At 67.7% G+C, this 21980-nt stretch carries 18 protein-coding genes and 2 tRNA genes; 13 read left to right on the top strand and 7 right to left on the bottom strand.

Features of this window, described 5'->3' with window-relative positions; genetic code table 11:
• Positions 1-85 precede the first annotated feature (85 nt).
• Positions 86-1321: a DoxX family protein gene (locus LEL84_RS07085; protein ID WP_065632695.1), complete on the top strand. Its 1236-nt coding sequence runs from the start codon at positions 86-88 to the stop codon at positions 1319-1321.
• Positions 1322-1391: 70 nt separating this feature from the next.
• Here the strand turns inward: LEL84_RS07085 and ilvD are convergent, their stop codons facing one another.
• The 3 genes from ilvD to LEL84_RS07070 all read right to left on the bottom strand — a co-directional run bounded on the left by ilvD (position 1392) and on the right by LEL84_RS07070 (position 5384).
• Complete coding sequence (ilvD, locus tag LEL84_RS07080; protein WP_065632696.1) at positions 1392-3236, bottom strand: dihydroxy-acid dehydratase; 1845 nt, start codon at positions 3234-3236, stop codon at positions 1392-1394.
• A gap of 268 nt (positions 3237-3504) precedes the next feature.
• Positions 3505-4848, bottom strand: a complete 1344-nt coding sequence (gene mgtE, locus LEL84_RS07075) for a magnesium transporter (protein WP_226513661.1) — start codon at positions 4846-4848, stop codon at positions 3505-3507.
• 80 nt (positions 4849-4928) lie between these two features.
• Positions 4929-5384, bottom strand: a complete 456-nt coding sequence (locus LEL84_RS07070; protein ID WP_226513660.1) for a PH domain-containing protein — start codon at positions 5382-5384, stop codon at positions 4929-4931.
• Positions 5385-5731: 347 nt separating this feature from the next.
• Between LEL84_RS07070 and LEL84_RS07065 the strand changes: the two genes are divergently transcribed.
• From LEL84_RS07065 to LEL84_RS07050, 4 genes are all read left to right on the top strand, one after another.
• A complete protein-coding gene (locus LEL84_RS07065; RefSeq protein ID WP_226513659.1) occupies positions 5732-7696 on the top strand; it encodes an acetolactate synthase large subunit in 1965 nt (654 codons plus the stop codon).
• Positions 7693-8196 carry an acetolactate synthase small subunit gene (gene ilvN, locus LEL84_RS07060; RefSeq protein WP_058252141.1) on the top strand — a complete coding sequence of 168 codons (504 nt, stop codon included), beginning with the start codon at positions 7693-7695 and terminating at the stop codon, positions 8194-8196. The genes LEL84_RS07065 and ilvN overlap by 4 nt, the downstream gene beginning before the upstream one ends.
• Before the next feature lie 119 nt (positions 8197-8315).
• Entirely contained in the window at positions 8316-9329 is a 1014-nt protein-coding gene (ilvC, locus tag LEL84_RS07055; protein WP_226513658.1) for a ketol-acid reductoisomerase, read from the top strand.
• A 172-nt stretch (positions 9330-9501) separates the two neighbouring features.
• A complete protein-coding gene (locus tag LEL84_RS07050) occupies positions 9502-10347 on the top strand; it encodes an alpha/beta fold hydrolase (protein WP_226513657.1) in 846 nt (281 codons plus the stop codon).
• A gap of 137 nt (positions 10348-10484) precedes the next feature.
• Here the strand turns inward: LEL84_RS07050 and LEL84_RS07045 are convergent, their stop codons facing one another.
• A complete protein-coding gene (locus LEL84_RS07045; protein ID WP_058252132.1) occupies positions 10485-11150 on the bottom strand; it encodes a trypsin-like peptidase domain-containing protein in 666 nt (221 codons plus the stop codon).
• Positions 11151-11490: 340 nt separating this feature from the next.
• Between LEL84_RS07045 and serA the strand changes: the two genes are divergently transcribed.
• The gene (gene serA, locus LEL84_RS07040; protein ID WP_058252194.1) at positions 11491-13086 is read left to right on the top strand and encodes a phosphoglycerate dehydrogenase; all 1596 of its coding nucleotides are present in this window, start codon (positions 11491-11493) and stop codon (positions 13084-13086) included.
• Positions 13083-14090 (top strand): 3-isopropylmalate dehydrogenase, encoded by a 1008-nt coding sequence (locus tag LEL84_RS07035; protein ID WP_226513656.1) that lies wholly within the window; start codon positions 13083-13085, stop codon positions 14088-14090. The genes serA and LEL84_RS07035 overlap by 4 nt, the downstream gene beginning before the upstream one ends.
• A 71-nt stretch (positions 14091-14161) precedes the next feature.
• On the opposite strand, the gene LEL84_RS07030 is transcribed toward LEL84_RS07035, so the two are convergent.
• The gene (locus LEL84_RS07030; protein WP_226513655.1) at positions 14162-15391 is read right to left on the bottom strand and encodes an MFS transporter; all 1230 of its coding nucleotides are present in this window, start codon (positions 15389-15391) and stop codon (positions 14162-14164) included.
• Positions 15392-15542: 151 nt separating this feature from the next.
• Here LEL84_RS07030 and LEL84_RS07025 point away from each other — a divergent pair, with 151 nt between their 5' ends.
• The 5 genes from LEL84_RS07025 to LEL84_RS07005 all read left to right on the top strand — a co-directional run bounded on the left by LEL84_RS07025 (position 15543) and on the right by LEL84_RS07005 (position 18944).
• Entirely contained in the window at positions 15543-16313 is a 771-nt protein-coding gene (locus LEL84_RS07025) for a fumarylacetoacetate hydrolase family protein (protein WP_058252129.1), read from the top strand.
• Positions 16310-17134 carry an alpha/beta fold hydrolase gene (locus LEL84_RS07020; RefSeq protein ID WP_226513654.1) on the top strand — a complete coding sequence of 275 codons (825 nt, stop codon included), beginning with the start codon at positions 16310-16312 and terminating at the stop codon, positions 17132-17134. The genes LEL84_RS07025 and LEL84_RS07020 overlap by 4 nt, the downstream gene beginning before the upstream one ends.
• A gap of 46 nt (positions 17135-17180) precedes the next feature.
• Positions 17181-18659, top strand: coding sequence for a glutamate--tRNA ligase (gltX, locus tag LEL84_RS07015; RefSeq protein ID WP_068970241.1), 1479 nt, complete (start codon positions 17181-17183; stop codon positions 18657-18659).
• Positions 18660-18745: 86 nt separating this feature from the next.
• A tRNA-Gln gene (locus LEL84_RS07010) sits at positions 18746-18817 on the top strand.
• Positions 18818-18871: 54 nt separating this feature from the next.
• Positions 18872-18944, top strand: a tRNA-Glu gene (locus LEL84_RS07005).
• A 130-nt stretch (positions 18945-19074) separates the two neighbouring features.
• Here the strand turns inward: LEL84_RS07005 and LEL84_RS07000 are convergent.
• On the bottom strand, positions 19075-19572 hold the full coding sequence (locus tag LEL84_RS07000) for a PPOX class F420-dependent oxidoreductase (RefSeq protein ID WP_058252126.1): 498 nt from the start codon (positions 19570-19572) through the stop codon (positions 19075-19077).
• Positions 19573-19632: 60 nt separating this feature from the next.
• Complete coding sequence (locus LEL84_RS06995) at positions 19633-20367, bottom strand: IclR family transcriptional regulator (protein WP_058252125.1); 735 nt, start codon at positions 20365-20367, stop codon at positions 19633-19635.
• A gap of 107 nt (positions 20368-20474) precedes the next feature.
• Here LEL84_RS06995 and leuC point away from each other — a divergent pair, with 107 nt between their 5' ends.
• Positions 20475-21938: a 3-isopropylmalate dehydratase large subunit gene (gene leuC / locus LEL84_RS06990; protein WP_078112920.1), complete on the top strand. Its 1464-nt coding sequence runs from the start codon at positions 20475-20477 to the stop codon at positions 21936-21938.
• Positions 21939-21980 lie beyond the last annotated feature (42 nt).

The following is a 21980-nucleotide window of genomic DNA, read 5'->3' as shown; positions in this document are numbered from 1 at the left end:
GGGTGGCGGTGCCCCGAGCGTGGTGCCCCGACTCACCCCGTCGGGGTCCGGTGACCGCAGTCCGCGAGCCTCTAGAGTCGGGCGTGTGAGCGAACGCGACACGTCGGGCACCAGCGAGCGCGACACACCGGCGACGAGTCCCTACGACGAACCGACCGGACAGATCCCGGTCCCGGGTGCCGGGGGTGGAGTGCCCGGTGCCGGACCCGGCCCGGCGGCCGCGCGGCCCGAGCCCGGCCCGCCGACACCGCCCGCGGTGACCGACCGTGACGACTTCTACAACCGGCACGCCCGGCGGTCGCCGGCCCCCTACTCCCGGGTGGACGACCTCGACGACCTCGATCCCGGCGACGTGGAGACGCGTCCCGCCGCCGCGGGTACTCCGACGACGTCACGGCCCATCGCCGAGCCACCCCGACCCGCCGCGAAGACCGCGCCCCCCGCCCCACCGGCGGCCGGGGCGGCAGGGCCGGCGGACGACGATTTCGAGACCGTCCAGTTCGCGAAGCATCCCGGTCCCGCCCGCGCGCAGCCCATCGACGGCCCCACCGACGACGCGGTCACCACGCCGGAGCCGGCGCTGCCGCCGGTCGGCACCGCGCGCTACGACTTCGTCGATGACGACGACGATCTGATCTCCCGTGCCCGAGCGCACGACGCCGCGTCCGACACCGAAGTGCTCGACGACGAGCCGCGCGGTCGACGTCGGTTCGGGCGGCGCCGAACCGACGACGACACCGATGATCGGCGCGGTGCCGGGGCCGACGACGACCTCGAGGACGCGCTCGCGAAATCGCGGCGGGGCACCATCGACCTGGGTTTGCTGCTGTTGCGTGTTGCGCTCGGCGGCCTGGTCGGTGCGCACGGCCTGCAGAAGCTCTTCGGGTTGTGGAACGGTCCGCGGTTGAGCGGCTTCGAGTCCATGCTCGTCGACGCCGGCTTCACCGCCGACTACGCCCAGATCCTCGCGATCGTCGGTGCGCTGTCGGAGACGATCGGTGGACTGATGGTGATCCTCGGGCTGCTGACCCCGATCGGGGCGTCGGCGATCCTCGGCACCATGCTCGTCGCCGCGGCCTACAAGATGTCGATGGCCGATGGCTTCTCGTTCTTCGCCGCCGCCGGCGGGGTCGAGTTCGAGCTCTTCCTCGCGGTGGCCGCGGCGGTCGTCATCCTGACCGGCCCGGGTCTGTACTCACTCGACTATCCACGGGGTTGGGCGCGACGGCCGTTCGTCGGCTCGTTCCTCTGGCTCATCGTCGGCGTGGCGGCAGCCGTCGCGGTCTGGGTCCTGGCCAACGGGAGCAACCCGCTCATCTGAGTCGGCACCGACACAGAACGCGGGGGACGTATCGGAATCCGATACGTCCCCCGCACTCTGTGCTGAGTAGTCAGTCGACCTGACGCACCGCGCCGCGGTCGGCCGACGTCGCGAGCTTGGCGTACGCGCGCAGTGCGGTGGTCACCGTGCGCTGACGATCCTTCGGCTGCCACGGCCGTTCGGAGGCCTCCATCTTGGCGCGGCGCTCGGCGAGCACCTCGTCGTCGACCAGGACCTCGAGGCGGCGGGTCTTGACGTCGATGAGGATCGGGTCGCCGTCCTCGACGAGTCCGATGGCACCACCCGACGCGGCTTCGGGGGACATGTGACCGACCGACAGGCCCGACGACCCGCCGGAGAACCGGCCGTCGGTGATGAGCGCGCACTTCTTGCCCATCCCGGTGCCCTTCATGAAGGCTGTCGGATGCAGCATCTCCTGCATGCCGGGGCCACCCGCGGGACCCTCGTACCGCACGACGAGTACCTCGCCGGCCTGGATGGTCTTGGAGAGGATGACCTGGACGGCGTCTTCCTGGCTCTCGACGACGCGGGCCGGGCCCTCGAAGTGCCACAGGTCCTCGTCGATGCCCGCGGTCTTCAGGACAGCGCCGTCGGGGGCGAGGTTGCCGCGCAGCACGCACAGACCGCCTTCGACGGTGTAGGCGTGCTCGAGGTCGCGGATGCAACCGCCTGCGGCATCGGTGTCGAGCGAACTCCACCGGTTCGACGTCGAGAACGGAGTGGTGGTGCGGACGCCGCCCGGTGCGGCGTGGAAGAGTTCGACGGCCTCGTCGATAGCCTTGCCGCCGCGGATGTCCCAGTCGTCGAGCGCCTGGGCCATGGTCGGGGTGTGCACGGTCGACGCGGTGTCGTCGAGCAGGCCCGCGCGGCGCAGTTCCCCGAGGATCGCCGGGATTCCGCCGGCCCGGTGGACGTCCTCCATGTGGTAGTCCGAATTCGGCGAGACCTTCGACAGACACGGCACGTTGCGGCTGATCTCGTCGATGACCCCGAGGTCGAAATCGGCGACCTCTCCCTCCTGCGCGGCGGCGAGGATGTGCAGGACGGTGTTGGTCGAACCGCCCATCGCGACGTCGAGGGCCATCGCGTTGCGAAAGGCGGTCGGCGTGGCGATGTTCCGCGGCAGCACCGACGCGTCGTCGTCGCGATACCAACGTGTCGCCGCATCGACGACGACCGTGCCGGCGCGCGCGAACAGGGCGCGGCGGGCCTCGTGGGTGGCCAGCGTCGAGCCGTTGCCGGGCAGTGCCAGTCCGAGGGCCTCGGTGAGGCAGTTCATCGAATTGGCCGTGAACATGCCCGAGCACGAACCGCACGTGGGGCACGCCGACCGCTCGACCTCGTCGAGTCCGGCGTCGTCGACAGCACTGTTCGCCGACGCCGAGATCGTGGTGATCAGGTCCGACGACGGATGTGCAACATCGCCGACGACGACTGCCTTGCCGGCTTCCATCGGCCCGCCGGAGACGAACACCGTCGGGATGTTCAGGCGCATTGCGGCGTTGAGCATGCCAGGAGTGATCTTGTCGCAGTTGGAGATACACACCAGCGCGTCCGCGGTGTGGGCGTTGACCATGTATTCGACCGAGTCGGCGATGATCTCGCGACTGGGCAGCGAGTAGAGCATGCCGCCGTGACCCATCGCGATGCCGTCGTCGACGGCGATGGTGTGGAACTCCCGCGGCACGCCACCGGCGGCCCGCACGGCCTCGGCCACGATGTCGCCGACGTCCTTCAGGTGCACATGCCCCGGCACGAACTGGGTGTAGGAGTTGGCGATGGCCACGATCGGCTTGCCGAAGTCGTCGTCGGTCATCCCGGTGGCGCGCCACAGGGAGCGGGCGCCGGCGGCTTCGCGGCCGACGGTGGTGGTACGTGACCTCAGAGCAGGCATGGGTTCCTCGAATCGATCGTGTGGCTCAGGCGGGCCCGGCGCGATCGGACGTGCGGTGACGGACCGGCGCCGGACTCTTCGGCTCAACACCGCGACCCCGGGTGTGTTCCCACGGGCTGTGGCCGGGGCGAACTGTGTTGACGGGCGCCGCCTCGCTGAGGGTGGGCGTGAGGGAGCACCGAGAAGCAGGCTACTCCGCTGTGACGATGGGTAACAAAACCATTCGGGCGTGCGGGCCGGGCCGCGCCGGTGCCGTCCTCGGTCGGGGTCAGATCCCCAGCACCGTCTTGGCGATCGAGAAGTAGAGGAGAAGGCCGGTGGCGTCGCAGAACGTCGAGATGAACGGCGTGGAGAACACCGCGGGATCGACGCGGATCGACTTCGCGATCAGCGGCATCACGCCGCCCACGGTCGCGGCAAGGGTGCACACCGACAGGATCGTCAGGCCGATCACCACACCGATCTCGAGGCCGTAGACGAGTGCGGCGACGGTGAACCCGGCGAGTCCGAGTAGCGCGCCCATGGTCAGTCCGACGCGGACCTCCTTGGCGGCGACGCGGGCGACGTCGCGCGGGGCGACCTCGTCGGTGGCGAGTGCGCGGGTCACGGTCGTCGCCGCCTGCGAACCGGTGTTCCCGCCGATCCCGGTGAGCAGCGGGATGAACAGTGCAAGCGCGACCCGCTGCTCGAGGGTGCCCTCGAAGATCTCCAGCACGTTGACGGTGAGGATCGCCGACACCGCGAGCACGAACAGCCACACGATCCGGGCGCGCGTGATCGACAGGATGGACGAGAACAGGTACGGGTCGCGGAGGGGTTCACGCGCGCCCGCACGGGCCTCGTCGGTGTCCCGGGCCTGCTCGACGACGTCGACGGCATCGTCGATCGTCAGGACGCCGACCAGGCGGCTGTCGCTGTCGACGACGGGCATGGCGAGGATTCCCCGGTCCACACACCTCTGTGCGGTGGCCTCGGCGTCATCCTCGGCATGAGCGAACATCGGCTTGTTCATCAGGTCGTGGACGGGTTCGGCCGGGTCGGCCAGGAGGAGGTCGCGCAGGCTGACCACACCGCACAGCGAGCGAGCGCCGTCGAGGACGGGCACCGTGTAGATCGTCTCCGCGGCGTGTCCGCGTTCTCGCACGCGGGCCAACGCGTCGCCGGCCGGTTCGTCCTCTCGGGCGTGGACGAACTCGGGACTCATCCGACGCCCCACCGAACCGCGCGGGTAGCCGAGAACCACCGCGGTCATGTCGCGTTCGGCCGGGGTTAACTGCTGGATCAGCGACTTGGCGACTCCCGCGGGCAACTCGTCCAGCAACTCGGCGCGATCGTCGGGGTCGAGGTGGTCGAAGGCGGCCACGTCCGCGGTGCCCAGATCGTCGATGAGGCGGCGCTGCGAGCCGGCCGACAGATCGTCGAACACCTCCACCGCGAGGTCCTTGGCCAGCAGACGGAACGCGACGCCACGGGACTTGTGGGGGAGCCGGTCGAGCAGGGCGGCGATGTCGCCCGCGGGCATCGCGGACAGCGTCGTCCCGACGTCTGCGAGGCGACCTGCCGAGATCAGTTCGTCGAGTTCACCGGCGTCGAATGTTCGGGTGTGCTCCACGGCCGCACTCTATCGCCGGCAGGTGGAGGCCTCTGAGACCGAGCGGAGTCGGATCCGTGCCGGAAACGAGGAGACCGTGACTACTCGGCAGAGCGGGCCGCCTCGAAGGGGTCCGGAATGCGACCACCACTGACGAGCGACAACGCGGGAAGATCACGGAAGCCGATGGCGGGCAGACGAACTCGACTGCCATTCGTCAGGACCGCACGCACCGAACTCCACTTCGGGAACTGCAGTCCGGCGAGGTCGGACCAGGCGATCTCGGTGGTCGAGAACATCCGCACCGAGGTGAGTCCGTTCTCGGTGACCACGGTCCGCAACCGGTGGATCCACAACCAGACCAGGACCGGGACGATCAGGGCGAAGGCAAACCACGGGGAGGCGCCGACCAGGAGCACGACCACCAGCGCGGCCATCGGGACCGTGAAGTAGGCGGTCCGGTTGATACGGAACGTCACCGGATAGTCGAATGCGACGTCGTCGGCAGGGGTCGCGCTGGTCTTCGGGTCTACGGGGTCGGTGGAATCAGTCGGCACCGCTCCATTGTGCCAACCGGCCCCGAGGCCTCTCGCCGACGGGTTCGTCGCGCCGGACCGAAATCGAGGTGCGCAGACAACCGACTCGACCAGTGTTTTCCCAGATGGTGAGACGGCGTGGTCCGGAGTTTGACTCAGAACCGAACACAGTCCTACCGTGAACCCGTGATGCAGAACGGGATCCTCGTAGTAATCGGCTGGCGCGTCTTCGCCTGACCGGTCACCTCGCAGACCCCCAACCGGCATCGACGCGCCACCCTCGAACAGCGGAAGCTGTCGGGGGTTTTTTCATGCCAGGTACTTCCATCACCGATATCGGATTCCACAACCAAGATGAGGATCGTGCAGTGAGCGCACCAACAGCACGCACCGACGCCGGCCGCAACGAGCCGACGCGCAACGCAGGACTGCGGCAGCAGTCTCCGGCGGCGGGCAACCTCCGTGCGGTAACCCACCACACCGTTGCTCCCGAGCGTGTCAGCGGCGCCCAGTCTGTGGTTCGTTCCCTCGAGGAGCTCGGTGTCGAGGTCGTCTTCGGCATTCCGGGTGGCGCGGTCCTGCCGGTCTACGACCCGCTGCTGGACTCGCAGAAGGTCCGCCACGTCCTCGTCCGTCACGAGCAGGGCGCAGGTCACGCCGCGACCGGGTACGCCCAGGTCGCCGGACGCGCCGGCGTCATGATGGCCACGTCCGGTCCCGGTGCCACCAACCTGGTGACCCCGCTGGCCGACGCCCAGATGGACTCGGTGCCGGTCGTCGCGATCACCGGCCAGGTCGGTCGCGCGCTCATCGGCACCGATGCGTTCCAGGAAGCCGACATCTCGGGTATCACGATGCCCGTCACCAAGCACAACTTCCTGGTCAGCCGGGCGATCGACATCCCGAAGACCATCGCCGAGGCGTTCCACATCGCCGAGAGCGGTCGTCCCGGCGCGGTCCTGGTCGACATCCCCAAAGACATCTTGCAGGCGCAGACCACGTTCTCCTGGCCGCCGCAGATCGACCTGCCCGGTTACCGCCCGGTGACCAAGCCCCACGGCAAGCAGGTTCGCGAGGCGGCCCGCATGATCAACGCCGCGAAGTCGCCGGTGCTCTATGTCGGCGGCGGTGTCATCAAGGCGAACGCGTCGGCCGAGCTGCTGGAACTGGCCGAGCTGACCGGCATCCCGGTGGTCACCACGCTGATGGCACGCGGCGCGTTCCCCGACAGCCACCAGCTGCACCTGGGCATGCCCGGCATGCACGGCACGGTGGCGGCGGTCGCGGGCCTGCAGCGCAGCGACCTGCTGATCACCCTCGGAGCACGCTTCGACGACCGGGTCACCGGACAGTTGTCGTCGTTCGCGCCGAACGCCAAGGTCATCCATGCCGACATCGACCCCGCCGAGATCGGCAAGAACCGGCCCGTCGACGTGCCGATCGTCGGTGACTGCAAGGCGGTCATCGCCGAGCTCACCGAGGCGCTGCGCGAGGAGCGGGCGACCAGCGGCTCGACTCCCGACATCTCGCAGTGGTGGTCCTACCTCGACAACCTGCGTCGGACCTATCCGCTGAGCTACGACCGTCAGACCGACGGCTCGATGTCGCCGGAGTTCGTCATCCAGGCCCTCGGCAAGGCCGCCGGCCCGGACGCGGTGTACTGCGCAGGTGTCGGCCAGCACCAGATGTGGGCCGCACAGTTCATCTCCTACGAGAAGCCGCGCACCTGGCTCAACTCCGGTGGTCTGGGCACGATGGGCTACGCGGTGCCCGCCGCCATGGGCGCCAAGGCCGCCGACCCCGACGCCGAGGTCTGGGCGATCGACGGTGACGGCTGTTTCCAGATGACCAACCAGGAACTCGCCACCTGCGCGATCGAGGGCATCCCGATCAAGGTGGCGCTGATCAACAACGGCAACCTGGGCATGGTCCGTCAGTGGCAGACGCTGTTCTACGAAGAGCGTTACTCGAACACCGATCTGTCGACGCACTCGCGGATGATCCCGGACTTCGTCAAGCTCTCGGAGGCGCTGGGCTGCGTGGCCTTCCGCGTCGAGCGCGAGGAAGACGTCGACGAGGTGATCGCGAAGGCGCGGGAGATCAACGACCGCCCGGTGGTCATCGACTTCATCGTCGGCAAGGACGCGCAGGTGTGGCCGATGGTCGCCGCCGGTACCGGCAACGACGAGATCATGGCCGCCCGCGACATCCGGCCGCTGTTCGACGACGACGAGTCGGCGTCGGGTCCGGTGGAGATCCACCAGGCGATGGATGGCCATCAAACGGTCGACAACGCGCCGGCCGATCGCGCAAACCAGAAGGACGAGCAGTGAGCACCACCCATACCCTCAGTGTCCTGGTCGAAGACCGACCCGGCGTCCTCGCGAGGATCTCGGCGCTGTTCTCGCGGCGCGGATTCAACATCGAGTCACTCGCCGTGGGCCCCACCGAGCTCAAGGGCATCTCGCGGATGACCATCATGGTCTCGGTGGAGGACTTCCCCCTCGAGCAGGTCACCAAGCAGCTCAACAAGTTGATCAACGTGATCAAGATCGTCGAGCAGGACCCGGCGAGCTCGGTCTCGCGCGAGCTGATGATGGTCAAGGTGCGGTCGGATTCGACGGTGCGCACCGAGGTCATCGAGGTGGTGAATCTGTTCCGCGCCAAGGTGATCGACGTCTCGCCCGAGTCGCTGACGATCGAGGCCACCGGCACGTCGGAAAAACTCGAAGCACTTCTGCGGATGCTCGATCCGTATGGAATCCGGGAGATCGCGCAATCGGGCGCGGTGACCCTCGGTCGGGGACCGAAGAGCATGTCGGCCAACCGCTGACAGAGAATCCCGCTGTCCTCGCGCTCATCTGAGCATCGGCGAGGAGCGACAAGGGAATTACGAATCCCGACGGATTCTTCAGAATCCGCCAGGGACACCACATATCGAAGGGAAACATAGTGGCCATCGAACTGTTCTACGACGACGACGCGGATCTGTCGATCATCCAGGGTCGCAAGGTCGCGGTGATCGGCTACGGCAGCCAGGGCCATGCGCATTCGCTGTCGCTGCGCGATTCCGGCGTCGACGTCGTGATCGGTCTGCGTGAGGGCTCCAAGTCGAAGGCCAAGGCCGAGGAGCAGGGCCTCAAGGTGCTCACCGCATCCGAGGCCGCCGCCTGGGCCGACGTCATCATGGTGCTGGCGCCCGACACCTCGCAGGCGAAGATCTTCACCGAGGACATCGAGCCGAACCTGCAGGACGGCAACGCGCTGTTCTTCGGCCACGGTCTCAACATCCACTTCGGCCTCATCAAGGCGCCGGAGAACGTGACCGTCGCGATGGTCGCCCCGAAGGGCCCCGGCCACCTCGTGCGCCGCCAGTTCGTCGACGGCAAGGGCGTCCCCGCGCTCATCGCCGTCCACCAGGACCCCAAGGGCGAGGGCCAGACGCTCGCGCTGAGCTACGCCAGCGCCATCGGCGGTGGTCGTGCCGGAATCATCAAGACCACGTTCAAGGAAGAGACCGAGACCGACCTCTTCGGCGAGCAGGCCGTGCTGTGCGGCGGCACCGAGGAACTGGTCAAGACCGGCTTCGAGGTGATGGTCGAGGCGGGTTACGCCCCCGAGATGGCCTACTTCGAGGTGCTGCACGAGCTCAAGCTGATCGTCGACCTCATGTACGAGGGCGGCATCGCGCGCATGAACTACTCGGTCTCGGATACCGCCGAGTTCGGCGGTTACGTGTCGGGCCCGCGGGTCATCGACGCCGACACCAAGGAGCGCATGCGCGGCATCCTCACCGACATCCAGGACGGCACCTTCGTCAAGCGCCTCGTCGCCAACGTCGAGGGCGGCAACAAGGAGCTCGAGGGCCTGCGCAAGGAGAACGCCGAGCACCCGATCGAGGTCACCGGCAAGAAGCTGCGCGACCTGATGAGCTGGGTTGATCGTCCGATCACCGAGACCGCCTGAGTCGCAGCGGTATTGCGCTGAACGTAGCGCCGACAGCGGGTCCGCACCGATGTGGTGCGGGCCCGCGTGCGTCTCCGCAGACCCACCCCTTTTCGGCAAACCCACCGGGGTCGCGGGGTGAGGAAATACCGAAAATGGGTGGGTTCGGCTCGACGGGTTTAATGTCTGACTCGTGGACAGCCAAGGGATCGTTCTGCCACCGCCGGTCTATGTCGACGTGGAGCGTGTTGCGACATATGTTCTCGAGCCGGCGGGGCACACCGACATCGATGTGGTGATGTGCCACGGGACTCCGTGGTCGGCGTACGTGTGGGCCGGCGTGGCGCAACAGATCGGCCTCGGTCGCCGAGTCTTCCTGTGGGACATGCCTGGATACGGGCAGTCGATGGTCACGGACGCACCGGTGGATCTGGCGACCCAGATGTCGAGATTCGCTGTGCTGCAGTCTCAGTGGGGTCTGACGCGGCCGCACGTGATCGCACACGACATCGGGGGCGCGGTGGCACTGGGCGCGCATCTGCTCCACGGTCGCGAGTACGCGTCGTTGTTCCTCTGGGACATCGTGACTCTCGATCCGTGGGGGTCGCCCTTCTTCCGACTGGTCGCCGACAACACCGAGGTCTTCGAGCAACTTCCCGACCCCTTGCACGCGGCGTTGGTGCGCGAGTACATCGCCGGTGCCGCGCGGCACCGGCTGACGGACAATGACCTCGACGAGCTGACTCGTCCGTGGCTCGGCGGGGACGGCAAGGCCGGGTTCTATCGTCAGATCGCGGCATTGCGGCCGGAGCATACCAGACCCGTCGCGGAACGCCTGTCTCAGGTTCGATGCCCGACGCGGATCGGCTGGGGCGCCGACGATCCGTGGATTCCCGTCGAGCAGGCCACGCAGCTACGAGACCTCCTGCCCGACCGCCGCGACCCCGTGATCCTCGACGGTGTCGGACATCTCGCACCCCTGGAGGTGACGGCAGCGGTCACCCGGGAGATCGAGGACTGGCTCGGGGTCACCCGGTGACCGAAGCCGGCTGACCACCCGGGTCGTGCTCGGCCCGAGCAGTCGTCCCGGCGCCTCACTGCGCACGTCACCCCGCACACGACGACGCCCCGGAGGGAAACCATCCGGGGCGTCGGTGGGGGTGGGACCCAGAGTCGTCAGGCGACCCGGAATCCCTTGTAAGCGTCGAGCGAAGCGATCCGCTTCAGGATCGGCTGGATGTTGGTGCCGGTCTCGGGGCCGAGGCAACCGAGGAAGTAGTAGGCGTTCACCATGCCCACCAGCCGGTCGCCGACGACCACGGGGCTACCGGAGTCACCTTCGATGACGCACATCTGGCTGACGTGCACGTCGCCGTCGGAGAACCAGGCGATGCCGCAGGTGTTGCCGGTGGTCCGGCCTTCTTTGCAGGCGATGGTCGGGAAGGCGAGCGGCGCCTGGTCGACCGAGCGGATCGTCACGCCGCGGACCGTGCGCAGCGGCACGACTCGCGAGGCGTCGAGTTCGATGATCGCCATGTCGAGATCCGGCGCGGTGTAGGTGATGGTGCCTGCCTGGCCGCGGTCCTGGAACGTCTCGGAGTAGACCTTCTGGCCGGGAGTGCCGCAGTGTCCCGCGGTGACGCCGATGAGCTTGTTGGTCTTCGAGCGGCCGATGGTGGTCAGGGTGCAGGCCGCGGCGGAGTTGCCGCCCTTGAGCACCAGGATTCCGGACCCGCCTCCCATGAAGATCTTCGCCGGTGCGGCGACCGCGACGCCCCCTCCCCAGCCGGCCAGCACCGTCGCAGCCAAAACCGCCAACAGTACTGTCAGCTTCTTCGTCATCCGCACTCCACTTCTCGGGTCTACCAGTTCTCGATCACGGGCATCGCCGCCCGTCGGGAACTTAGCGATGGGCGGCAAGCACACCGTACCGGGCGCCCCACGCGCGCACGGCGGCGTGGGATCGAGCCGCGGTCGGTTTGCAACACTTCTGTGATGCGCCGCGCGAGTTTGCCGTAATGCGCGTCACACTCTACTCGTGCCGGGGGACAGGGCTCTCGTTTCGGGGTAGACCGCATGCTCGACGGCACCTACCACACCTTTAAGCTGTCGTACGGAGTCGTCATCGACACTCCGTACCGACGTTCGTGAAACCGCACTCCCCGAACCTGGAGAAATGACTGTGAGCTCTGCTGGCCGCCCGGTTGTACTCATCGCCGACAAGCTGGCGCCGTCCACCGTGGAAGCACTCGGTGACGGTGTCGAGGTGCGATGGGTCGACGGCCCGGATCGTCCCAAGTTGCTCGAGGCGGTCGTCGACGCCGACGCCATTCTGGTCCGCTCCGCGACGACCGTGGATGCCGAGGTCCTCGACGCGGGCAAGAAGCTGAAGATCATCGCCCGGGCGGGTGTCGGTCTGGACAACGTCGACGTGCCTGCCGCGACCGAGCGCGGCGTCATGGTCGTCAACGCCCCGACCTCGAACATCCACACCGCGGCCGAACATGCCGTCGCGCTGCTGATGGCAGCGTCGCGCCAGATCCCGGCCGCGGACGCCACCTTGCGCGAGAAGACCTGGAAGCGTTCGTCGTTCAACGGCGTCGAGATCTTCGACAAGACCGTCGGTGTCGTCGGACTCGGCCGCATCGGCCAGCTGGTGGCCGCGCGGCTGGCAGCCTTCGAAACCCACATCATCGCCTACGACCCCTACGTGTCGCCGGCTCGTGCGGCCCAGCTCGGGATCGAGCTCGTCAGCCTCGACGAACTCCTCGAGCGCGCCGACTTCATCACCGTCCACCTGCCGAAGACCCCGGAGACCCTGGGCCTCATCGGCGCCGAGCAGCTCGCCCGGACCAAGAAGGGCGTCGTCATCGTCAACGCCGCCCGCGGTGGTCTCATCGACGAGCAGGCACTGGCCGACGCGATCAACTCCGGTCAGGTCCGCGCGGCCGGCCTGGACGTCTTCGCCACCGAGCCCTGCACCGACTCGCCGCTCTTCGAGCTGCCGCAGGTCGTCGTGACGCCCCACCTCGGCGCATCGACCAGCGAGGCGCAGGATCGCGCGGGCACCGACGTCGCCAAGAGCGTCCGGCTGGCGCTGGCCGGTCACTTCGTCCCCGACGCCGTCAACATCACCGGGGGCGCCGTCGACGAAGAGGTCGCACCGTGGCTCGAGGTCGCTCGCAAGGCGGGCGTGCTCGTCGGGGCCATCAGCAAGGAGCCGCCGACCTCCATCGTCGTCGACGTACGGGGCGAACTCGCCGCGAACAACGTCGACGTGCTCGGCCTGTCCGCGCTGCGCGGCCTGTTCTCCGCAGTGCTCGACGAGCCGGTCACCTTCGTCAACGCCCCCGCGGTCGCCGAGGGACGCGGCGTGACCAGCGAGGTCACCACCGCGCCGGAGAGTCCCAACCACCGCAGCGTGGTCGACGTGAAGGCCGTGTTCGCCGACGGCTCGACCCACAATGTCTCGGGCACCCTGTCGGGTCCGCGCCTGGTGGAGAAGATCGTCAACATCAACGGCCGCAACTTCGACCTGCGTGCCGAAGGGCACAACCTCATCGTCAGCTACGCCGACCAGCCGGGTTCCCTCGGCAAGATCGGAACGCTGCTCGGGAACGCCGGCATCGACATCCTGGCGGCCGGTTTGTCGCAGGACGCCGAGGGTGGCGGCGCGACCATGATGCTGCGCGTCAGCAGCGTCCTCGACGACGAGGTCGTCGCCGCGATCGGTGACGCGGTCAGCGCAACCCTCATCGAACAGGTCGACCTCGCATGAAACTCGCAGTCATCGCCGGCGACGGCATCGGTCCCGAGGTCATCGGCGAGGCGCTGGGCGTCCTCGACTCGGTCGTACCGTCGGTGAGCACCACCGAGTTCGACCTCGGCGCACGCCGCTACCACCGCAACGGCGAGCTGCTCACCGAGGACGACCTCGAGTCGCTTCGTCGTCACGACGCGATCCTGTTGGGCGCCATCGGCGATCCGTCCGTACCGTCGGGCGTGCTGGAGCGCGGTCTGCTCCTGACGATGCGATTCGCACTCGACCACCACGTCAACCTGCGGCCGTCGCGCCGCTTCCCCGGTGTCTCCTCGCCCCTCGCGGGCGACCCCGACATCGACTTCGTGGTCGTTCGGGAGGGGACCGAGGGGCCCTACACCGGCAACGGTGGCGCGATTCGTGTCGGAACCCAGCACGAGGTCGCCACCGAGGTCAGCGTCAACACCCGGTTCGGTGTGGAACGCGTCGTGCGCAACGCATTTCAGCGTGCCCAGCAGCGTCGCAAGAAGCTGACGCTGGTCCACAAGACCAACGTGTTGACCTTCGCCGGGTCGATGTGGAGTCGCGCGGTCGAGGAGGTGGGCGCCGAGTTCCCCGACGTGACCACCGACTACTGCCACGTGGACGCGGCGACCATCTACCTGGTCACCGACCCCGGCCGCTTCGACGTGATCGTCACCGACAACCTGTTCGGCGACATCATCACCGACATCGCCGCCGCGGTGAGCGGTGGTATCGGGCTGGCCGCGTCGGGCAACATCGACGCCACCGGCGCCAACCCGTCGATGTTCGAGCCGGTGCACGGCTCGGCACCCGACATCGCCGGGCAGGGCAAGGCCGATCCGACGGCCGCGATCCTGTCGGTCGCGCTCCTGCTCCAGCATCTCGGCGACGACGACGCCGCGGCCCGGATCGAGAAGGCCGTCGCCGACGACCTCGCCGAGCGCAGCGGTACGTTCAGCACCTCCGAGATCGGTGCGCGTATCCGCGAACGGCTCTGATTCGCAGGCAGATTCACCAGCAAGGGACGAACCCGCCACCGATTCGGTGGCGGGTTCGCCCGTTGGTGGGGTTACACGTCGACCAGCTCATCGGCTGCCCGCATCCGGTCGCGCGGGACCAGGGGCGTCGCGACAAGCGGTGCCAGGGCGGTCGCGGCAAAGGCGATCGGGAAACCGACGGTCGCGATGAGTGCTCCGAGAAGCGGTGTGGTCGCCGCGGTCACCAGATACTGTCCGGTGTTCTGCACGGCGAGTCCGCGTCCGCTCCATTCCGGTCCGACGTACTCGGCTATGGCGGTGAACGCCAAGCCGTTGTCGGCCACCGAGATGACACTCGCCACCGCCATGAGCGCGGGCGCGAGTGGGCTGTCGAACCAGTCGGCGATCGCGAGCGCGGACATGGCGGCGACACCGGCCACCGCGATCACGCGGACCGGTCGCATCCGCGACATCCAGGCGTCCGACCACCGTCCGGCGACGATCCGGCCCAGTGCACCGATGATCTGGGTCACGGTGATCAGGGTTCCGGCGCCGGCCGGTGACCACCCGTGCGCGACGATCAGCCAGGTCGGTACGAAGGTCCACAGCATGGACTGGGGGATGACCAGCAGCATGCTGACGATGTGGATGCGTGCGAGGAAAGAGTTGTCGCGGTAGGGATTCGTGCGCGGGGGAGGGTTGCCGACCGTCGACGCGGGAGCCGGCCGACGCGGCGGATCGGTGATGCCGACGACCACCGCGACGAGTCCTGCAGCAGTCACCACGGCTGGGATCGCCAGTGCCGCAGCGGGTCCCGAACTCGCTGCGACAACCGGCATGGTGAGAGCGCAGACGCCGATCCCCAGCGGTTGTGCCATCTGCCGGATGCCCATCGCAGTCCCACGCTGGTGTGCGGGAAACCAGCCGACGACGATGCGACCGCTGGCACCGTTCGCCGCCCCCGAGCCGAGACCGCCCACGAAGAGCGCGGCACCCACGACGGCATAGGACGCATCGGCTGACGCGGCGACGGTCGCCCCGGTCGCGCCGGCGAGCGAGATCGACAGCGACAGCAGGAGGATCCGTCGTTCGCCGTAGCGGTCCAACAGGATTCCCCACGGGATCGTCGCCGCCATCAGTCCGACCGTCGGGATCGCGGCAAGCGCCGAGGCCTGGGTGAGGGTGAGTCCGGCGTCGGTGTGCAGCGTGGGGATCAGGTAGGCGACACCGCTGACCACACAAGTCGTGGTGAGCGCGGCGAGCAGCGAGCACCCGAGGATGATCCACCTTCGGGCAGTGGTGATGTCGTCGACATCGGTCATGGTCTACTCACCTCGCTGCCTGTCCGGACCCGGTGAACCGGGGTTGGATTTCTCAATATATGAAACAGTGTGACCACATTGTAAAACCGGCACCGACGTCCGCCAACTCGTCTCCCAACGTGTGGGATCGGCGGTGCGATAGGGTCTGGACATGCGCTTAGGTCGAATTGCGAGTCCTGACGGCGTGGCCTTCGTGTCCGTCGAGGGCGACGGAGACGACGCCGTCGTCAAGGAGATCGCCGAACATCCCTTCGGTACGCCGACGTTCACCGGCCGGTCGTGGAAGCTGGCGGATGTCCGGGTGTTGGCGCCGATCCTCGCCAGCAAGGTGATCTGCATCGGCAAGAACTACGCCGCACACGCGGCGGAGATGGGCGGCGAGGCGCCCGCCGACCCGGTGATCTTCCTCAAGCCCAACACTTCGATCATCGGCCCCGAGGTGCCCATCGTGCGTCCGCCGTCGTCGCAACGGGTCGATTACGAGGGGGAGCTCGCGGCCGTCATCGGACGCCCGTGCAAGGACGTGAAGGCCGCGCAGGCCAAGGACGTGATCCTCGGATACACGGTCGCCAACGACGTAACCGCCCGCGACCACCAGCAGGCCGACGGTCAGTGGACCCGCGGCAAGGGGTACGACACCTTCTGTCCGCTCGGCCCGTGGATCGACACCTCGCTCGATCCGTCGGACGTCGAACTCGTGACGGAACTCGACGGCGAGGTCAAGCAGCGGACCCGGACGTCGCTGATGCTCCACGACGTCGGTGAGATCGTCGAGTGGATCTCGCGCGTGATGACCCTGCTGCCCGGCGACGTGATCCTCACGGGCACCCCGGAAGGGGTCGGGCCCATGGTCGCCGGTCAACGTATCTCGGTGACCGTCGACGGTATCGGTACGCTCTCCAACCCGGTGGTGGACAAGTGACAGCTCCCAGCACGGCCCGTGTCAACGGGATCGACATCTCCTACAGCCTCGCCGGGTCGGGCCCGCTCGTGGTCATGGTCATGGGAACCGGAAGTCCCGGCCGCGTCTGGAAGGCGCATCAGGAACCCGCGCTGGTGAAAGCCGGCTTCACCGTCGTGACGTTCGACAACCGCGGTGTCGCACCGTCGTCGGAGTGCGCCGAGGGTTTCACGCTCGACGACATGGTCGCCGACACCGCGGCCCTGATCGAACACCTCGGCCGCGGTCCGGCGATCGTGATCGGCACCTCGTTGGGTGCCCGGATCACCCAGGAGCTGGCGCTGGCCCGCCCCGACGTGGTCAAGGCGGCGGTGATGGTTGCGACGTACGGCCGCAACACCCCACTGCAGGAAGCGATCTCGGCCGGTGAGCGGGCCCTCTACGACAACAAGATCAAGCTGCCACCGGAGTACGAGGCCGCCATCACCGCGCATCTCAACCTGTCGCCGCACACGCTCGACGACGACCGCACCGCGCGAGACTGGCTCGACATCATCGGCTTCTCCCAGCAGACGATCACCCCGGGCGTCCGCGCACAGCTCGAACTCCACAACAAGGAGTCCAACCGTCTCGCGGCGTACCGCGGCATCACCCGGCCCGCGCTGGTCGTCGGATTCGCCGACGACCGGACCCTGCCGGCGAAGCTGGCGCGCGAAGTCGCCGAGGCCATTCCAGGCGCGGAGTACGTCGAGATCGAGCGGGCCGGTCATTTCGGTTATCTCGAACAGCCGGCCGAGGTGAACCGGGTCCTGGTGGAGTTCTGCGAGCGCCACCGGGCCTGACGGCGGGCGTGCGGGGGCGGCGGTCGGCTTCGATACGCTGAGCCTCATGACCAGTAGTGAGGCCGTTCGCGTCCGATTCTGTCCATCCCCGACCGGCACTCCCCACGTGGGACTCGTGCGGACCGCGCTCTTCAATTTCGCGCAGGCCCGGCACGACGGTGGCACCTTCGTCTTCCGCATCGAGGACACCGACTCGTCGCGAGACAGCGAAGAATCCTACGAGGCCATCCTCGACGCTTTGCGCTGGCTCGGTCTCGACTGGGACGAGGGGCCGGAGGTGGGCGGACCCTACGGTCCCTACCGGCAGTCCGAGCGGCGGGAACTCCATGCCGACGTCGTCGCCCGCCTTCTCGAGGCCGGCGAGGCCTACGAGGCGTTCTCGACCCCGGAAGAGGTTGAGGCCCGGCACCGCGCCGCCGGACGCGACCCCAAGCTCGGGTACGACAACTTCGATCGTGACCTGACGCCCGAGCAACGTGCGGCCTACCTCGCCGAAGGACGTAAACCCGTTGTCCGCCTGCGGATGCCGGACACCGACCTCACCTGGGACGATCTCGTGCGCGGCACGACGACGATCAAGGCGGGTACCGTTCCCGACTTCGCGCTGACCCGTGCGACCGGCGATCCGCTCTACACGCTGGTCAACCCGGTCGACGACGCGATGATGAAGATCACCCATGTGCTGCGCGGCGAGGATCTCCTGTCGTCGACTCCGCGGCAGCTCGCGCTGTACGACGCGCTGATCCGAATCGGCGTCGCCGACGCCGTGCCGGCCTTCGGGCACCTGCCCTTCGTGATGGGTGAGGGCAACAAGAAGCTCTCCAAGCGCGACCCCCAGTCGAACCTCTTCCACCATCGCGACCGCGGTTTCATCCCCGAGGGTCTGCTCAACTACCTCGCGCTGCTCGGCTGGGGTTACAAGAGCGATGTCGACGTCTTCAGCCTGGCCGAGATGATCGCGGCTTTCGATGTGCGACAGGTCAACTCGAACCCCGCACGGTTCGATCAGAAGAAGGCCGACGCCATCAACGCCGAGCACATCCGGATGCTCGAGGTCGCCGACTTCACGGCGCGGCTGCGCTCGTATCTCGTCGCGCAGGGCAAGCTCCCCGAGAGCGCCGACGACGAGACCTTCGCGGCTCTGGCCGAACTGGTGCAGACGCGTATCCAGGTCCTCGGCGACGCGTGGGACCTCATCTCCTTCGCCTACGTCTCCGACGACGAGTTCACGATCGACGAGAAGGCGGCGAGCAAGAACCTGGGCGCCGACGCGGTGCCGGTCCTGGACGCCACCATCGCCGCGGTCGAGTCGCTGGACTCCTTCACCACCGCCGCACTGCAGGACGCACTGAATGCTGCGCTGGTGGACGATCTGGGGCTCAAACCGCGCAAGGCGTTCGGTCCGGTACGCGTGGCGGTGACCGGCTCCCAGGTCAGTCCGCCGCTCTTCGAATCGATGGAGATCCTGGGTCGCGACAAGACGCTCGCGCGGCTGGCCTCGGCACGGGAGATCGCAGCCAAATAGTGCCGCTGAGCTGCACGTTTGTGGACTTACGGTGACCCTTTGATACTCTCTTTCTCGGCAGTTTTCCGCAAGGAGAATCAAGCCAATGGGGTATGGTGTAATTGGCAACACAGCGGTTTCTGGTACCGCCATTCTAGGTTCGAGTCCTGGTACCCCAGCGGACAGAAAGAGATCGAGACCGTGCTAAGGTCTTGATCGCCGGAAGTTCCCATGGCCCCGTCGTCTAGCGGCCTAGGACGCCGCCCTCTCAAGGCGGTAGCGCGGGTTCGAATCCCGTCGGGGCTACGAGAAACACCCTTCCTCTGCCATGCAGGGGGAGGGTGTTTTTCATTGCGCGACAGACCATCTCGTCCGTGTTGCGATAATCACACCGAAACACGGACGAGGGTCAGAAGGTGTCGCGCCGGGACTGCGGTCAGAGGAATTCGGCGGTGGTGCCCGAGGCCGGCATCTCGGGGATGCCGAGCTTGCGGTGGTCCCAGGAACGGGTGCGGGACGGACGGATCCGGACGGCGACGCGCTTGTTCATCATCTGCTCGACGAATGGTCGCGATTCTTCGGTGTAGGGCGCTGTGTAGCGTTCCCAGACGCTGATGCCGACCTTCAGGCACGAGTCCGGGTCGTCGAGGATCTCGGCAGTGCCCTCGAAGGTGACGCCGCGCAGTGTGTCGTAGGTGTCACCGTCCTCGATCATCACCGAGCACCGGTTGTTGCGACGGATGTTGACTGCCTTCTGCGACTTGGATTTGGTCTCGAACCAGATTTCGCCGTCGATGATCCCGTACCACATCGCCACGAGGTGGATGCTCCCGTCCGCTCCGGTGGTGGCAAGGGTCGCGGTCCGGCTGCGCGCCACGAACTCCGCGATCTCGGCCTCGGACATGACGATCTGATTGCGTTGGTTGACTCCCATTCCCCGACGCTAGCCCACCGGCGGGTTCATCGGAACCGCTCCGGGTGCAACGGCTCTGGGTCAGGGACGTGCGGCCTGGAGGCGTTTGTGGATGGCGTCGGCGGCGGCGAGCAGATCGGCGGCCCAGCGTGCACCGGGTCGTCGGCCCATCCGGTCGATCGGCCCGGACACCGAGATCGCGGCGACCACGTCACCGTTGCCGTCGCGCACGGGAGCCGACACACTCGCGACTCCGGCGGCGCGTTCACCGGCACTCTGGGCCCACCCGCGCCGGCGGATCTCGTGCAGTGCGCGCTCGCTGAAGACGCTGTCCGGCACGAGCGCGCGCTGGGTGGCAGGGTCGGCCCAGGCGAGGAGGACCTTCGCCGCGGACCCTGCGCTCATGGGGAACCGGGTGCCCACCGGCACGGTGTCACGCAGGCCGGTCGGTGGTTCCATCGCGGCGACGCAGACGCGTTCGGCACCTTCGCGGCGATAGACCTGAACCGATTCGCCGGTGATGTCGCGGAGCCGGGGGAGGACCATGAGAGCCGACTCGGTGACGGGATCGTGTGCCGAGGAGGCGAGTTCGCCGAGGACGGGGCCGGGCTGCCAGCGGCCGGTGACATCCCTGGTCAGAAAGCGGTGCGTCTCGAGTCCGACGGCGAGTCGATGTGCCGTCGCCCGGGGCAGACCGGTGCGTTCGCAGAGTTCGGAGAGATTGCACGGCGCCTCGGCGATCGCGTGCAGCACCGCCACGGACTTGTCGAGCACTCCGATTCCGCTGCTGACCGCGGATGCGGTATCCTTTCCCATAGGACGATACTAGCTGTCCAAATAGTGAGATGCACGTTCGAAACACAGCCAGAACGTCAACACCGCGTGCAGAGTCCGAAGAACCCGAGCAGATAACGAGTGAAGCCATGAGCAACAGCCCAGCCCAGCCGCTGACTCTCGCCGAGAAGGTGTGGCGCGACCATGTCGTCGTCCCCGGTGACGTCGATGCGTCCGGCAACACCAATCCCGACCTGATCTACATCGATCTCCACCTCGTCCACGAGGTCACCAGCCCCCAGGCCTTCGAGGGTCTGCGCCTCGCCGGTCGTCCGGTCCGCCGACCGGATCTGACCATCGCGACCGAGGACCACAACGTCCCGACGGTGGACATCGACAAGCCCATCGCCGATCCCGTGTCGCGGACCCAGGTCGACACGCTGCGCAGCAACTGCGAGGAATTCGGCGTCCGCCTTCATCCCATGGGTGACGCCGAGCAGGGCATCGTCCACGTGGTCGGGCCGCAGTTGGGCCTGACCCAACCCGGCATGACCGTCGTGTGCGGTGACAGCCACACCTCGACGCACGGTGCCTTCGGAGCGATCGCGATGGGTATCGGTACCAGTGAGGTCGAGCACGTCCTGGCGACGCAGACCCTCTCGCTGCGCCCGTTCAAGACGATGGCGATCAATGTCGACGGCGAGCTCCCGCCCGGTGTGACGAGCAAGGACCTGATCCTCGCGATCATCGCGAAGATCGGCACCGGCGGCGGGCAGGGTTACGTGCTGGAGTACCGCGGGGAGGCGATCCGCAAGCTCTCCATGGAAGCGCGGATGACGGTGTGCAACATGTCGATCGAGGCAGGCGCCCGGGCGGGGATGATCGCACCCGATGAGGTCACCTACGAGTTCCTCAAGGGCCGCCCGCATGCCCCGTCGGGTGCCGATTGGGATGCTGCCGTTGCCTATTGGGACAGTCTGCGCACCGATCCCGGTGCCACCTTCGACGCCGAGGTGCACATCGACGCCGCCTCGCTGACCCCGTTCGTCACGTGGGGGACCAATCCGGGACAGGGTGCACCGCTCGGCGCCGCGGTACCCGACCCGGCGGAGTACGGCGACGAGGTCAAGGCGAGTGCCGCGGCCAAGGCGCTGGAGTACATGGGCCTCGAGCCCGGAACGCCGCTGCGCGACATCAAGGTCGACACGGTCTTCGTCGGCTCCTGCACCAACGGGCGGATCGAGGACCTGCGCGAGGTCGCCGGCATTCTCAAGGGGCGCAGGGTCGCGGACGGGATGCGGATGCTCATCGTGCCCGGTTCGATGCGGGTGCGTGCACAGGCCGAGGACGAAGGACTCGGCGAGATCTTCCTCGCGGCCGGCGCCGAATGGCGGCAGGCCGGGTGCTCGATGTGCCTCGGCATGAACCCCGACCAGCTCGCCCCGGGCGAGCGGTGTGCGTCGACCTCCAACCGCAATTTCGAAGGGCGCCAGGGCAAGGGTGGCCGAACGCACCTCGTGTCTCCGGGAGTGGCAGCGGCCACCGCGCTGCGCGGCACCTTGTCCGCGCCCGCCGACCTGGACTCGCAGCCGGCGCCCGCCGATCTCGGTTGAGTCACGGTCCGACCCATATCCCAGCCACATCATTCGAACAGG

Origin of the sequence: Gordonia sp. WA4-43 (genome assembly GCF_020520305.1) — a bacterium.
Taxonomy (GTDB): Bacteria; Actinomycetota; Actinomycetes; order Mycobacteriales; family Mycobacteriaceae; genus Gordonia; species Gordonia hongkongensis.
This window is presented reverse-complemented; position numbering and strand designations above follow the sequence as displayed.

What these genes read in the sequence shown, in the direction of transcription:
- LEL84_RS07035 (WP_226513656.1), top strand. Translation starts at nt 13,083, where the DNA reads ATGAAACTCGCAGTCATCGCCGGCGACGGCATCGGTCCCGAGGTCATC.
- LEL84_RS06995 (WP_058252125.1), bottom strand. Translation starts at nt 20,367, where the DNA reads ATGGGAAAGGATACCGCATCCGCGGTCAGCAGCGGAATCGGAGTGCTC.
- ilvD (WP_065632696.1), bottom strand. Translation starts at nt 3,236, where the DNA reads ATGCCTGCTCTGAGGTCACGTACCACCACCGTCGGCCGCGAAGCCGCC.
- LEL84_RS07000 (WP_058252126.1), bottom strand. Translation starts at nt 19,572, where the DNA reads ATGGGAGTCAACCAACGCAATCAGATCGTCATGTCCGAGGCCGAGATC.
- LEL84_RS07025 (WP_058252129.1), top strand. Translation starts at nt 15,543, where the DNA reads ATGCGCTTAGGTCGAATTGCGAGTCCTGACGGCGTGGCCTTCGTGTCC.
- leuC (WP_078112920.1), top strand. Translation starts at nt 20,475, where the DNA reads ATGAGCAACAGCCCAGCCCAGCCGCTGACTCTCGCCGAGAAGGTGTGG.
- LEL84_RS07030 (WP_226513655.1), bottom strand. Translation starts at nt 15,391, where the DNA reads ATGACCGATGTCGACGACATCACCACTGCCCGAAGGTGGATCATCCTC.
- gltX (WP_068970241.1), top strand. Translation starts at nt 17,181, where the DNA reads ATGACCAGTAGTGAGGCCGTTCGCGTCCGATTCTGTCCATCCCCGACC.
- LEL84_RS07045 (WP_058252132.1), bottom strand. Translation starts at nt 11,150, where the DNA reads ATGACGAAGAAGCTGACAGTACTGTTGGCGGTTTTGGCTGCGACGGTG.